General features: G+C 38.7%; 10 protein-coding genes. 3 read left to right on the forward strand and 7 right to left on the reverse strand.

The window, feature by feature from the left end:
* Positions 1-60: 60 nt before the first annotated feature.
* Both VB797_RS31000 and VB797_RS31005 read left to right on the forward strand, forming a co-directional pair.
* The gene (locus VB797_RS31000) at positions 61-1434 is read left to right on the forward strand and encodes a DUF1822 family protein (protein ID WP_323241623.1); all 1374 of its coding nucleotides are present in this window, start codon (positions 61-63) and stop codon (positions 1432-1434) included.
* Between the two features lie 157 nt (positions 1435-1591).
* Entirely contained in the window at positions 1592-4405 is a 2814-nt protein-coding gene (locus tag VB797_RS31005; RefSeq protein WP_323241624.1) for a pentapeptide repeat-containing protein, read from the forward strand.
* Positions 4406-4466: 61 nt separating this feature from the next.
* Here the strand turns inward: VB797_RS31005 and VB797_RS31010 are convergent, their stop codons facing one another.
* The 7 genes from VB797_RS31010 to acpP form a co-directional block, all read right to left on the reverse strand.
* On the reverse strand, positions 4467-7055 hold the full coding sequence (locus VB797_RS31010) for a S8 family peptidase (protein WP_323241625.1): 2589 nt from the start codon (positions 7053-7055) through the stop codon (positions 4467-4469).
* Between the two features lie 27 nt (positions 7056-7082).
* Positions 7083-8105 (reverse strand): ATP-binding protein, encoded by a 1023-nt coding sequence (locus VB797_RS31015; protein WP_323241626.1) that lies wholly within the window; start codon positions 8103-8105, stop codon positions 7083-7085.
* Between the two features lie 175 nt (positions 8106-8280).
* The gene (locus VB797_RS31020; RefSeq protein ID WP_323241627.1) at positions 8281-8685 is read right to left on the reverse strand and encodes a type II toxin-antitoxin system VapC family toxin; all 405 of its coding nucleotides are present in this window, start codon (positions 8683-8685) and stop codon (positions 8281-8283) included.
* Positions 8686-8690: 5 nt separating this feature from the next.
* The gene (locus tag VB797_RS31025; RefSeq protein WP_323241628.1) at positions 8691-8984 is read right to left on the reverse strand and encodes a hypothetical protein; all 294 of its coding nucleotides are present in this window, start codon (positions 8982-8984) and stop codon (positions 8691-8693) included.
* Positions 8985-9329: 345 nt separating this feature from the next.
* The gene (gene tkt, locus VB797_RS31030; protein WP_323241629.1) at positions 9330-11345 is read right to left on the reverse strand and encodes a transketolase; all 2016 of its coding nucleotides are present in this window, start codon (positions 11343-11345) and stop codon (positions 9330-9332) included.
* Positions 11346-11675: 330 nt separating this feature from the next.
* Positions 11676-12926 (reverse strand): beta-ketoacyl-ACP synthase II, encoded by a 1251-nt coding sequence (gene fabF / locus VB797_RS31035; RefSeq protein ID WP_323241631.1) that lies wholly within the window; start codon positions 12924-12926, stop codon positions 11676-11678.
* Between the two features lie 135 nt (positions 12927-13061).
* On the reverse strand, positions 13062-13313 hold the full coding sequence (gene acpP / locus VB797_RS31040) for an acyl carrier protein (RefSeq protein WP_323241633.1): 252 nt from the start codon (positions 13311-13313) through the stop codon (positions 13062-13064).
* A gap of 385 nt (positions 13314-13698) precedes the next feature.
* Here acpP and VB797_RS31045 point away from each other — a divergent pair, with 385 nt between their 5' ends.
* The gene (locus tag VB797_RS31045) at positions 13699-14601 is read left to right on the forward strand and encodes a CoB--CoM heterodisulfide reductase iron-sulfur subunit B family protein (protein WP_323241636.1); all 903 of its coding nucleotides are present in this window, start codon (positions 13699-13701) and stop codon (positions 14599-14601) included.
* Positions 14602-14730 lie beyond the last annotated feature (129 nt).

Raw genomic sequence — 14730 nt, forward strand, 5'->3', positions numbered from 1 at the left:
AGATACCTCCATAACTACAAGTAAGCGGCGATAAGTAATATTGCCTGGGAATACAAACCTATGGGTAATTTCAGTAAATTTACATCCAACACAAGACAAAAATGTATCCAGCATCAGCCGCAACCCGGAGAAATCTGGGAAGTAAGTCCTTCGATACATTGTCCTGTAACTCAAGAACAACACTATGAATTTTACTCGAATCCAGCAAAACAATTTTTGGCAGGAAATTCACCTCCAATTTATGTGGTGATTGTTGCGGAGGAAACGAGCGATATATTTGCTCCCGAATGGCAAGTTATTTCGGTAATGCCACTGTCAGGGGAAACTCAATTTTTGAACGACGTAGATTTATTGATTCCCTCAGATATTTCGGGTTTAGAAGTAGATGTATTAGCCCAAACTTGGTTAATAGAAGAAATGTTTGCGTGCAATTTGCTCAAGCCAGTAGGTAAGCGATTATCTCGCAATATTTACGATTTATTACTAAGCGTTGGAGATTACCATCATCAAATTATTGACCAACCACCTACAGCATCGGAAATAGAGTTTTCTGGCTTAAAAATTGGCACTAAAAAAGCTATAGAAGACTCGCAGATTATTGATTTTCATCAACATCAATTAGCAATTAGCGATATATTAAGCTTACCTGTAGCAGCTTACCGCAATTATTTAAAAAGTATTAAATTTACAGAAGCGGTATTAGAAGAAGCGTTACAGGTAGAACAAGACTTAATAGTTGAAAACGAGCAAAAAGAAGCTAAATTTCATCTTCTTACCCAATGGCTGCAAAATAAATTCGATCCTGAATGGCAATTATTTTTGCAAATACCGTCTTTAGCAATTGCCACCAGAAGTCCGGTTGATTCTACATTTGACCCCGATGAAATTGGCATATTAATTAAACAAGCATCCGAACAAGATGAACATTATAGAAGAAAAGCTGCGAAGCGATTAGGAGAAATAGCTGTTGGGAACGTTGAAGCAATAAAAGCTTTAGTTAACCTGATACGTAACACCCAAGACGATGAAACCTTGTGGGTAGCGGTAGAGAGTTTATGGAAAATAAACCCAGGGAACCCCGCAGCAGGTGTGAGAAGAGTCAAATTAATTGACCTGGGAATACAGTTGAGGAGCGAAGCGGTAGCTTTAGCAGTAGCATTAGTACCAAAAGGCGATCGCCGTTGGGGTGTGTTGTTGCAAGTCTATTCCACAGATGCACAAACCCAAGATATAGCAGCATCACAACCGTTGTTACATTTACCCCCTGGTTTAAAATTAATATTGCTTTCCGAAACGGGAGACATATTACGGGAAGTTACAGCTAGAAATGCTGATGTTTACATTCAACTGAAATTTAACGGTGAAAGGAGTGAAAAATTTAGCGTCAAAGTTGCTTTAGATGCAGCAAGTATTACAGAGGATTTTGAGATTTAAAATTTGATTTTTGGCATGGGAAATAGTCGTAAACAACGCCCTCACTCTGGCTATGGTGGGGCTACACAAACAAAGCCCACCTGCGTGGGCTACATTCGGCGCATATTTATAAAGAAATGGTATAAGTTTACTTGTTATTTAATTGTTAATTGTTCCCATGTCTTTAAAATTTTCTCATAGAAATCTCCGGGGTTATTCGTTCAAAAATCAAGATTTAACAGGAGCCGATTTTTCTTACTCAGATATTCGCGGTGCTAATTTCACGGGTGCTGTTTTAAAAGGTGCTAATTTCCATCATGCTATTGCGGGAGTGCAGCATTTTAGAGTCATCTCTCTGATGGCTTTTTCATTTTTCATCGCAGCACTTTGCGGATATGCATCAGGTTTAACGGGAATAATTGCTTCACAATCTCTATCTTCTTTTTACAGTGAAAGTACAAGTATTGTTAGCGGTATTAGCGGCATCAAAAATGATGTTGCATGGGTGACTGCTATCATCATATTTTCACTGTTGGGACTTTTCTTTATTGGTACTTTTTATAAAGGTTTTGGGGCGGATGTTTGGTTTATTTTAGCTGGTTCTGAAGCAATAGTTATCGTAATTGTAGGACTAATTGCGGTTATTATTTGGGGAACGTCGGGTTTAAAAGCTGCGGTTCTAGGGGCTTGGGGTGCAGCAGGAGCAGGGCTTTGGTCTTTAATTGGAGTTCTTACGATCGCTTTAGCAGTATTTTGGTCTGCGGAGGAATCTTTTTTTGAGAAAATCTTGAAAGTCGCAGCTTGGGTTTTGGGCTTATCCGCAGCGATATATATTTTTAGTGCTGTTTTTCAAGTATCAAGTATTGCTTTACCGTTAACAATAAGCTTAGCTATAATTATTACTATTTTAGGTATTTATTCAGGTCTAAAGGCATTAAATGAAAATGAAAAATATATCTTGATTCGTACTGTTGGAATTATAATTTCTACTATTGGTGGAACAAGTTTTCGTAATGCCGATTTAACTGATGTTGATTTATCTCACGCAATTATAAAAAACTCCAATTTTACTAATGCTATTTTAATTCGGACTAACTTCCATTTAGCAAAAAAGCTGGAATTATCCAGAGTTAAAAACACGATTTTAATTAATCCGAAAGTCAGAGATTTAGTTGTTAGTAAAAAAGGTGTTAATAAATCATATCAAAGTTATAACCTCCGAGGTGCAAATCTTGCAAATGCAGACCTTAGCGATATAAATTTAAGTGAAACAGATATTAGTTCAGCTACCTTTGAAAATGCTTGGTTAGAAAGAGCAAATTTAACTAAAACTCAAGCATTAAGTACAAATTTTCAACAAGCAAAATTAACCGCAGCTTGTTTAGAAGGTTGGAATATTGACAGCACTACTAAACTCGAAAAAACAATTTGCGATTATATATTTTTACTCAATAATCAAGGGGAACGTCGTCCTAGTAGTGGAGAATTCGCGTCAGGTGAATTTGCAAAATTATTTCAAGTAGCATTAAATACAGTCGATTTAATTTTTCGTAACGGTCTAGATTTACAGGCTTTATCTGCTGCTTTAACAAAAGTGAAAGATGAAAATCCAGATATCGATATTGCAATTCAAAGTATTGAAAATAAAGGAGATGGAGTTGTAGTTGTGCGGGTAGAAGTACCGCAAAAGACTGATAAACAAAAAGTTCACGCTGAATTCACTCAAAGTTATGAATTAGCATTACAAACTTTGGAAGCAAGATATCAAGCAGAATTACAAAGTAAAGACGACCAAATTACACTTTATCAGCAGCATCAAGCAGATTTAAGAACTTTGATGCAAATAGCTCCTCCTAATAAAAAGCAACAAGAAAAGTTAGTTATTCTCAACTTAAATCAAGGAGACTTAAATAGCGGCTTTAATGTAACATTGCGGATTGCAAAACAGGGAAATCATCCTTATTTCGAGTCCAAAGGTAAATTATCTTCTGCACCAGAATTAGAAGAATATTATAATCAATGGCGTATAGCTTACCGTCAAAGTTTAGGAATAAATTTACGTTTAGATATTCCCGATACCCAGATAACTAATATTAGTAAATGCGATTATTTTCATGAATGTACTGTATTAGCCGAAAGGTTGCAGGAAAGTATAAATTTTTGGCTCAATTCCGCAACATTTCGACCGATAAAAGAGCAGCTTCTCGAACAGTTGAATCCTACCGACGCAATTAGATTCATTCTGCAAACAGAAGATAGACAAGTGCGAAAATTACCGTTTCATCTGTGGGATTTTTTTGACAGATATTCTAAAGCCGAAGTTGCTTTAAGCACTCCAACTTATCAAAGTAAGGAAAAATATTTATTACCTCCAGGTAAAATCAGAATTCTGGCGATTTTGGGTAACAGTAATGGAATTGATATTCAAAAAGACCGGGAGTTATTAGAAAGTTTACCAAATGCGGAAGTTACTTTTTTAGTAGAACCTCAAAGACAACAGTTAAACGATCAACTTTGGATGCAATCTTGGAATATTTTCTTTTTTGCGGGACATAGTTCTACTGGATTAATAAACCGCAGAGACACGGAGAGCGCTGAGGGAAGAAATGGAGAGAGATTGAAAGAAGAAGGAACATTTTATATTAATAAAACCGATGTTTTAACTATTTCGGAGTTAAAGTATGCTCTGACAAAAGCTATTGAACAAGGTTTAGCTTTAGCAATATTTAATTCTTGCGATGGTTTGGGATTGGCTGCAAATTTAGCAGATTTACAGCTTCCGCAAATGATAGTTATGCGGGAACCTGTACCGGATAAGGTAGCGCAAGAGTTTCTCAAGAACTTTTTACAAGAATATTCTCAGGGTAGAACTTTATATCAATCGGTAAGAGGGGGTAGGGAGAAGTTGCAAGGTTTGGAAGATCGGTTTCCTTGTGCTACATGGTTGCCGATTATTTGTCAGAATCCGGCCGAAATTCCGCCGTTGTGGTGAGAATTGTGATTGGGAATGAATGATGAATCTGATATTACTAATGAGCAAATTACCTAATTTATCAAATTTCTACCTGCTGCTCGATTTGTAGTTCCACTTGAGCTTCAACAAATGTAGTGTAAATTGGAATATTAGACTTTAAAGCTTCAAAACTGACAACCAAAGAATATGGTGCTTGAGCGTCTGGATCGTTGTTCCAACCTTGGTGTCCAACTACTGCAATGCAAAAAGCTTCTCTCAATTGAAATGATTTTACAACAGTCCAATCTTTCTGAATAGTTCCAGCGCTCCTAGATACCTCTTTAATCTTTCCATGATTATTTTGTTTACCTAGCTCCCATTTAAAAGAACCCTCTCCTTTTTCTGCATCATCTGGAGCATCGTATTCTTCTAAAATTCTAGCTAAAAAACTATCTGGATCTTCCCCTTTTTTACTACAATCCCAATCAAGCCAAGTTGAGAGATATTTTCTGCGATTTCTACGAGTTCTGCGAGGTTGTGCCTTGTAAGATAGAGTAACTTCTACTAAAATTTCTATTTCTTCTCCTTGAGAAAGCAATTCTTCAGGAAGTTTCACTTGAAAAACATGAGCTTGTCTAGCTTTTATCTGACGCTCTTCTTGTGTAATCAAAGTAATACGGTTAGGACTATTACCTAAAGCACGATTGACATCCGGGAGACCATAACCAATGAGTCGCAGAACATCTTTTTTATTTATATTCTCAGAAAATGCCCACTCTAACCATCGCGCTGATTGTACTATTAGCGCACGGTACAAAAGAGAATTCTCATTAGGAAACTCAGCAGCTATAAGTGCAAGAATATGAGTTACTTTTGGTGCTGCAAAAGATGTTCCAACATTATCAGATGCAATTGCTGGACCACCACGTAAAGTTGAACGTACTAATTCCGGACAAACTTCTTTTGGAGAAGTAATGTTAGGTGGTACACCTTCATCTCTAACTAAATCACCACCGTATTCAACTACTTCAGGTTTAATTGTCTCCCAAATTCCTAAACCGCTGCATGAAAAAGCTGAGGGTTGATCTTTTTTTGAAATTGAAGAATATGGTGGTACATGGCGATCGCATGAAGCAATTGAACCAACAGTTAAGGCTTGAAAACTTTGTGCAGGGTTAGCAATTCTACAAGAATCTTCTAAAAGATAATCTGGGTGTATTCGGTTAGTAGCTAGATGCTCTTTTACTGATAATCGTGTTAAACCAGTTCTAGTATCTAAAGGTAAATTCCCAGCAGCGACAATGAATAAAATATCATTTTGCCATGTTAAGTTATCTATAGTAGCTGCCCAAGCACTCATATATTGTTTTCTACAAGGAACACTACCAGCTATTGAGTGATTAAATAATTTTGTTCCAGTGCCAATATAATAACTGACGATATCAGCTAATAGATTAGGTGGAAATAGTGATTTAGGTAGCTGACAATTTGCATCAAGAACTCTGGCATTTTGAATCCAACAAATTGCTTTTTGACTACCACTACGAGGTATAGTCCTTGGGTACAGAATTGCGCCAGCAACTCTAGTTCCGTGTCCACCATTACTCACGTAATCAGAAGTTTTGCTAATCTCTCCAGGAACCCAAGATTTAGAATTTGGTGAATCAATTGCTGGTCTAAGCAGAGTATGTCTTTCTTGAATACCGCTATCTATATTGCATACTTTAGGAGCATTCGGTTCTGGTGGTTCCAGTTGAAAAGAAGGAGAATCAGCATCAGATAAACTTGATTTTGGTAAAATTTCAGCAAATTCATCTGGTTCGCTGACATCAAAAATATAAGGAAAGTTGAAAACTAAATCTTTTAATCCTTTCCCTGAAATTTTAATTCTGCATGAGAAACTATCTGGTAGTTCAGCATATTTAGTAGTTTCTCCATCAATGAAGCTGCTTAAATTTTCTCCATTGTATGCTTGAACAAAATTAGTAAATTCGTCTTCTCGCTCTGACTTTATATCATCCCATTGTTGATAAGTTATATCGCGTTTGTTTATCCAATTATTAACCCGTGTTGCAAAATTATCATCACTTTCATTATCTTTTTGTTTAGGATGGTCTGAAAATAAAGATTTAGTTCCGATGCAAGATATTCCTACATCAACAACAAATAAAATTTCATCTTTAATTTCATCCCATTGATTCCATAATTCTGGCGAAACAATGTATTCTGGTCTTCTACGACCATCAATAATTTCCCATATTTCTGGTACCTTACCACCCCCTTTTTCAGCTTTGATAAATTGCTCTATTTTTTTTTGTAAGCTGCTAAATTCATTATCTTCAACAGAAGCACCAACGATATATCCTTCTTCTAATTCGGCAATTACTTCAATACCATACTTTCTTAAATCTTCTGCATCAAATGCTGTAGGGTCAACCTGTAAAATTATAGGTATAGCATTTTCTGGTAACGAAGGCTTTCCTTCTTCCTCTCGCTTTTCTTTAATATCTTGCCAATCATAAATTAATGAATCAATTGAATTTTTAAGCCGTTTTCCATGTCCTTGTCGATTATTCGTATTTGCAGTTGTTCTTGGATTTGGTTTACCTCCTCCGCGCACTGGTACTGCACTTCCTTTTGTTGTCAGCCTAAGCTCAATATGCGGTAGATGATTATTTTCTTTAACCATTCAATTCTCCAAACACCAAAATAAACTTCAGGAAACTTTGATTTCTGTAATTGCTTCTTCTAAATGTTCCTGAATAACTAGCCCTTCTCGGTCAAGAATTGCTCTTTTCGCCGCATCTTGTGCAACTCTAACCGCTTGAGCAGCAGAAAAGTTTTCCATCTGCGGTAGGATTGCAGACCAATTGACAATTCCTACCTCGATCGCAGATAGAGTTTCCTTAAGTATAAATTCTAGCTCTTCTTTTCCTGGTAGTGGTACTTCTATCAAGTCATCAAATCTTCTCCAAAGAGCAGTGTCAAGAGTTTTATTAAGGTTTGTCGCTGCTACCAAAAGACCCGAAGATGGCTGATATTCATCCAATATTTGGAGAAAGCTATTCACTACGCGCTTGACTTCTCCTACTTCCTGATGGTCTTCTCGTGACTTAGCAATTGAGTCACATTCATCAAGAAATAACAAACATGGATTTTTTGAAGCTTCTTCAAACACAAGTCTCAAATTGCTTGCTGTTTCACCTAAAAAAGATGACACCATTGCATCAAATCGAACTTTTAACAATGGTAAACCCGTATTCCAAGCTAAACGCTCTGCTCCTAAAGTTTTGCCACAACCAGGAGGTCCATATAGTAAAATTTTTTGTCTGTACAGCAATCCATAATGAGCAAGCCTATCTCTTGCAGCATACTCGCGCTCAATTCGGCTAAAACGTTTTTCAATATTCTTAGGTAACACCATATGATGGCGTTGCTTCTCCCTCGGTATAACACTTACTAAAGGAAGATTCAATCGCTTATTCGTTGGTAATGCCTGCAACCCTTCTGTCAAGATTGACTGTGAAAGCTTAGTTTCTTGAGTAATGGAAGCCGTTTTACCATTTGAGAAAGGTTTCTCGTTCTGACTTTTTTTAGTAATATTCTCTAACTGGTCAGCAAGAAGAGTATGCCCTTTTTTACGTTCTTCTTCAATCACCAAGTGGGTAAGCTTGTCAATGGCCAGATCATCTGAACTGGCGATCGCCTTAAATAATCTCTTGAGAAGCTCTGCTTTCATTACGCCTCTCACTACAAATAATAATTTTTAACAGTTATCTTTATAGTAATATTGTACTATGCAATTGTTGTATAAAGCAAAAAGTATTATAGCGTGATTTTAATATTCTTTGTTTATTTGTGAAATTAATTGTAAAAATACGTTTACAGCTATTTTTTACACCTTAAACTTAAAGTTACACTTCAACCCAATTCTCCAAATCAATCCCCTCAATTCTTCCCATATCCGAATCATTAGAAACCAAAATCAACCCGCGTGTAATAGCAGTTGCAGCAATTAAAACATCTGCATCTTGAATCGGTGTACCTTTGTTTTTCAAATCGGCATGAACTCTACAAGCTGTTTCGATAATTTCTATATCTTCTAAATATAAAACTTCATATTTCTGGAAAAAAGTTTCAAATTCAGCTAATTGCCTTGTAGCATTTAAAGCTAAAAGACCCCTTTTAACTTCATAGTAAGTTATGCAACTGATAAATACTTCTTCTCCCCCACGAGTTACCTGCTGTAATTTATTATTTACAGAAGCATTGTTTTTCAGTATGTAACTAATAATATTTGTATCTAATAAATAATTCACCCGATCTATCTACCTTCTACCGCTTCGTCATAAATTGCAATTTGCTCTGGCGTTAAATCATTTAAAGTACCTGAAACAGCTTCTAAAACTAAGAGTTTATCAATCCGGCGAATAAGTTCATTCTCTGGAATTGCTCTAAATTCTTCCTCAGAAAAGCTTGCAAATAGATTAACTAACATTTTTATCATTTCTTGCTTTTTCAATTTTACTTGATAGAGGCTGCTGCTTTTAATTAGTTTTTCTACTATTGGTCTAATTCGATTTTCAAGTTCGGGGTTTTGGCTTTTAACTTCTTGCATAATCAACTCCTATTTTTTAGATTTTGTGGAATAATTCTTTATCTAATTTAACGCGGTTTTATTTAAAGTTTTTGCCGTACTTCTTATTTTTTATTCAGGTATTTTTTGTTTATCGTTTTAGCATTCACCTTTAGGTGCGGCGATCGCGTTATTACCAACCGAAATTGAGGAAGACGTAGCAAAACACCCCGTCTCTACATTAATTATTAGAAAAATGAGACTTTTCAGCCCACGCAGGTGGGCTTTGTAATTGTAGCCCCACCCTTCGAGGGTGAGGGCGTTACGATGAAAAAAAAGGCGGACTTATTAAGCCCACCCCAAAAACAATTATTCAACTACTACTAATCAACCTAATTTCTTCGCAGTTGCTACCACGTTATCAACGGTGAAACCGAATTTTTCCATCACAATGTTACCAGGAGCGGAAGCACCAAATCTATCAATGCTTACCATCGCGCCTTCCATTCCAACGTATTTGTGCCAACCAAAGCTTGCAGCAGCTTCTACCGATACGCGCTTGGTAACAGATGCGGGTAAAACTGATTCTTTGTAAGAGTCATCTTGCTCTTCAAACAATTCCCAACAAGGCATGGAAACTACGCGAACTTTCTTACCTTCTGCGGAAAGTTTTTCGGCAGCACCTACACAAAGCTGTACTTCGGAACCAGTACCCATCAAAATTAAATCTGGTGTTCCGTCGCAATCTACTAATATATAAGCACCTTTAGCTACTTTTTCCATAGAAGTACCTTTTAAGTTGGGTACAGCTTGACGGGTAAACGCTAATAAGGTAGGATCTTTCCTCTTGGCTCTTTCAATAGCTACCTTGTAACATCCGGAAACTTCATTTCCATCAGCTGGACGCATCACGTTTAAGTTAGGAATGGCTCTCAATGAAGCTAAAGTTTCAATCGGTTGGTGTGTGGGGCCATCTTCACCTTGTCCGATGGAGTCGTGAGTCATTACCCAAAGTGTCCCGGTATGAGACAGTGCTGATAAACGGATAGCAGCACGCATATAGTCGGTGAAGATTAAGAACGTCGCACCATAAGGAATTAAGCCCGAATCGTGCAGCGCCATACCGTTACAAATTGCGCCCATACCGTGTTCGCGTACACCGAAGTGGATGTTACGGTTTTGGTAATTACCTTTCTCGAAGTCGCCCGATTCCTTAATTTCGGTCAGGTTGGAGTGAGTTAAGTCAGCCGAACCACCGATTAATTCTGGTAAAACAGATGCCAATTTATTCAGGCAACCTTCAGAATATTTACGAGTTGCTAAACCTTTATCTTCGGGGGTGAATGTAGGTAACACCTTATCCCAACCATCGGGAAGCTTACCCGTTAAATAACGATCAAATTCTGCCGCTTCTTTAGGATATTTTGATTTGTAGTTGGCAAAAGTCTTGTTCCACTCGTCTTCGTAGCCAGCACCGCGTTCCACTGCTTTACGCATATGGTTCAGAGCATCTTCTGGCAATTCAAAGGGTTCGTATTTCCAATCTAAGTTTTCGCGGGTAAGTTTAACTTCATCAGCACCGAGAGCGGCACCGTGAATACCTGCTGTATCTTGTTTATTGGGCGCACCGTAACCGATGGTGGTTGTCACCTTAATCATGGTGGGCTTATCGGTGACAGATTTAGCTTCTTCAATCGCTTTGGCGATCGCGTCTAAATCGTTGTTACCATCTTTGACGTGGAGAACGTGCCAACCGTAAGCTTCAAAACGCTTGGAAACATCTTCGGTAAATGCGATGTCGGTGGAACCATCAATGGAAATGTGGTTGTCGTCGTAGAACGCAATTAGTTTACCTAAACCTTGGTGTCCGGCAAAAGAACAAGCTTCACTAGAAACGCCTTCCATGTTGCAACCGTCACCCACAATACAGTAGGTGTAGTGGTCAACAATTTTAGCATCGGGTTTGTTGTACATAGCAGCTAGATGTGCTTCTGCCATTGCCAAACCGACTGCATTACCAATTCCCTGACCCAAAGGTCCGGTAGTAATTTCTACCCCTAATGTCATGAAGTTTTCGGGGTGTCCGGGAGTGCTGGATTCCCACTGACGGAAATTTTTGATATCTTCTATGCTGACGCTATCGTAGCCTGCTAAATAAAGCAGAGCATACTGCAACATAGAACCATGTCCGGCGGACAAAACGAAGCGATCGCGATTAAACCATTTAGGATTTTTGGGGTTAAATCGCATAAATTGATCCCACAGCACAAACGCCATTGGCGCAGCGCCCATAGGTAGTCCAGGGTGTCCGGACTTTGCTTTTTCTACAGCATCAACTGCTAAAAAGCGAATTGAGTTGATGCAAAGTTGTTCGAGGGTTTGGGTTTGGGTTGCAACAGTCATAATACGATTGTTTTTAACGACGTTAGCGTTCTGTTAATAGCTTTATGTAGCTTGCTTGGGGTCATTTTGAAATTTTCCCAACATAGCCATAATCTCATCATCCCATTACTGCGTGTTGGCGGACAAGATGCACAGCAAGCAAGATTTTTATGAAGGGACTTGGGATTAATTGTATAGAGAATTGCCCCCGATCTTCAGCTTTTAAATAAACTAGTTTATGAAAATTGGTGTATTCGCACCCCCATCGAAGGGTTATAAACAATATTTTGAGCATGAAGTATGAAGGATGAATTTTCTGTTCTGACTTCACACTTCATGTTTTATCCTCGATCAAACGTACTTCTTAAAAGCCAGGGTGACATTGTGACCGCCAAAACCAAAGGAATTGGATAGCGCTACTTCAATATCCATTGCCCGACTTTCGTTTGCTACATAGTCTAAGTCGCATTCTGGATCTGGATTGTCCAAATTGATTGTTGGTGGAACTCGGTGATTAGCGATCGCCAATACCGTTGCGACACCTTCAATACCTCCAGAGCCTCCCAAAAGATGACCAGTCATGGATTTGGTAGAACTAACTGCTATCTTATAAGCGTGTTCTCCCAAGGCTTCTTTGATCGCAGCAGTTTCGGTGGGGTCGTTTACCGGGGTACTAGTACCGTGAGCATTGATATAAGTAACCATGTCCGGGGTGATTCCGCCGTCTTTGAGTGCTAACTGCATGGCTCTTGCGGCTCCTGTTCCACCAGGTACTGGTGAAGTCATATGATAAGCATCGCAAGTCATCCCATAGCCAATCATTTCGGCATAAATTCTGGCACCGCGACTCAAAGCGTGTTCGAGTTCTTCCAAAATCAAAATACCGGCACCTTCACCCATGACAAAACCATCGCGGTCTTTATCAAACGGACGACTGGCTTTTTGGGGGTCATCGTTACGGTTAGAAAGCGTTCTTGCAGCAGAAAATCCAGCAATAGATAAAGGTGTAATCGCGGCTTCACATCCGCCACAAATCATTGCTTGAGCGTATCCATCTTGAATAATGCGGAAAGCATCACCAATCGCATTAGAACCCGATGCACAGGCAGTTACCGGACAGGAATTGGGTCCTTTAGCTCCGGTATGAATTGCTGTTAGCCCAGCAGCCATATTGGCAATCATCATTGGTATCATGAAGGGACTACAGCGATCGGGACCCCGGTTGAGGTAAATAGTCTGCTGATCCTCCATCACTTTGATGCCACCTACGCCGGAGCCAAGTATGACACCGATTTGTTCTGCATTCAAATCGTTGATAGTTAGATTCGCGTTCCTAACAGCTTGTTTTGCCGCCGAAACCCCAAATTGAGCAAATCTATCCATCCGCTTAGCTTCTTTACGATCCATGTAATCATGTGGATCGAAATTTTTTACCTCACCAGCAATACGGCATTCATGATTTGAGGCATCAAATAAAGTAATTTCACCAATACCATTACGACCGCTCGCCAATCCGGACCAATATTCTTCTGGCGTTTTACCAATCGGTGTAATCGCACCAACTCCAGTTACAACAACGCGCTTACGTTTCAATTCTGTCATGATGATATTTATGGTGGCTCAACCTACGTCGCAGTTCAACACGCAGTAAATTGTTAATTGGAAATTTAGGAACTAGGGACAAGAGAAAGTTTTCTTTGCACCCTATCCCCAATTCCCAATTATCTATCCCTTGTGTTAGGCAGATGCGGCGACTTTATTATTAATGTAGTCAACTGCCTCTTGAACTGTAGTAATTTTTTCAGCAGCTTCATCGGGAATTTCAATATCAAATTCCTCTTCCAAAGCCATTACTAATTCCACCGTATCCAAAGAATCAGCCCCTAAGTCATTGGCAAAATTAGCATTTGGGGTGATTTTCTCATCCTCAACTCCTAACTGTTCGACAACAATTTTCTTGACTTTTTCAAAAATTTCCGCTTGACTCATAGATTCAAATACCTTTCGAGGGTGGCTATATTCTGCTCTTTATGGATATCAATTTGAGCATATACATCTTATCGGAAAGCGCGTTCGTATACACGGCATTATTGTTTGCGCGACGGCAATTTTACTAAATTTATTGCTTGAATGTACCACTTAGGTTATTTTATACAGTCCATCCCATTCACCAGCGACCTTCAACTGAGGATAAAACAGTAATGGATGAGCAAGCGTTATCAACAATAAAGAGTAAACCACTTGATATCATACAAGCGCCCAGGTTAATAGAGTAAGGTTAATTTCATACTCCATACTTAAAATTGCATCTAGTCCGAAAAAGTTTGCAGAACCATTTCCCCAAACTTTTCGCTTTCCAATTAATCGTCATTGTATTCTATTCCAAATGCTTAAATACGCTTACTTTCCAGGTTGTGTTGCTCAAGGTGCTTGCCGAGAGCTACATTCTTCTACTGTCGCTCTTTCCAAAGCTTTAAATATCGAACTGATTGAACTAAAAAAAGCAGCTTGTTGCGGTTCTGGGACTTTCAAGGAAGATTCCCAACTATTAGAAGATACAGTCAACGCTCGAAATATTTCTTTAGCAGAAGAACTAAATCTGCCTCTACTGACTCATTGCAGCACTTGTCAAGGTGTTATCGGTCATGTCGATGAACGTCTAAAAGCTTGCGGTCAAAATAATCCTGATTACTTAAATAAAGTTAACAGTTTGTTGCAAAAAGAAAGCTGTTCTCCTTATCGCGGAACTACCCAAGTCAAGCATCTTCTTTATGCTTTAGTCAAAGATTATGGGCTAGAAGAAATTAAAAAACGGGTCACAAAGAAATTAACAAATCTTAAATGCGCGGCTTTTTATGGCTGCTATTTACTACGCGCTCAAAATATGCCTGACGATGACCCTTTCAAACCAGAAGCAATGGAAAATGTGTTCCGCACGGTGGGAGCAACACCGATTCATTATCAAGGTCGGACTAAATGTTGTGGATGGCCGCTTTCTAGCTATGCGACTACTCAATCTTTCCAAATGGCCGGTAAACATATCGAAGAAGCTATAGAAGCCGGTGCTGACTGTATGGTTACACCTTGTCCCTTGTGTCACCTCAATTTAGATTCTCGTCAGCCGGAAGTAGAAAAAGTTATTGGACGTAAGCTGGGTTTACCAGTACTGCATTTACCGCAATTAATCGCTTTAGCCTTGGGGGTTAGTCCACAAGAACTTGGTTTACAAAGACATATTGTTTCTACAAAGCCAGTTTTAGAAAAATTGGGATTTTGAGCGAAAACAAACTGAGACGCAGCGATGCTACGTCTCTAACTTTTTTGTAACGGTATAAAAATTACCAAAAATTAAGCTTCTTTTGCGGGAACATCTAAAATCTTATCTGAATTTAGCTGATTCGGTTTT

The sequence above is a fragment of the Rivularia sp. UHCC 0363 genome (assembly GCF_034931125.1).
Taxonomy (GTDB): Bacteria; Cyanobacteriota; Cyanobacteriia; order Cyanobacteriales; family Nostocaceae; genus Rivularia.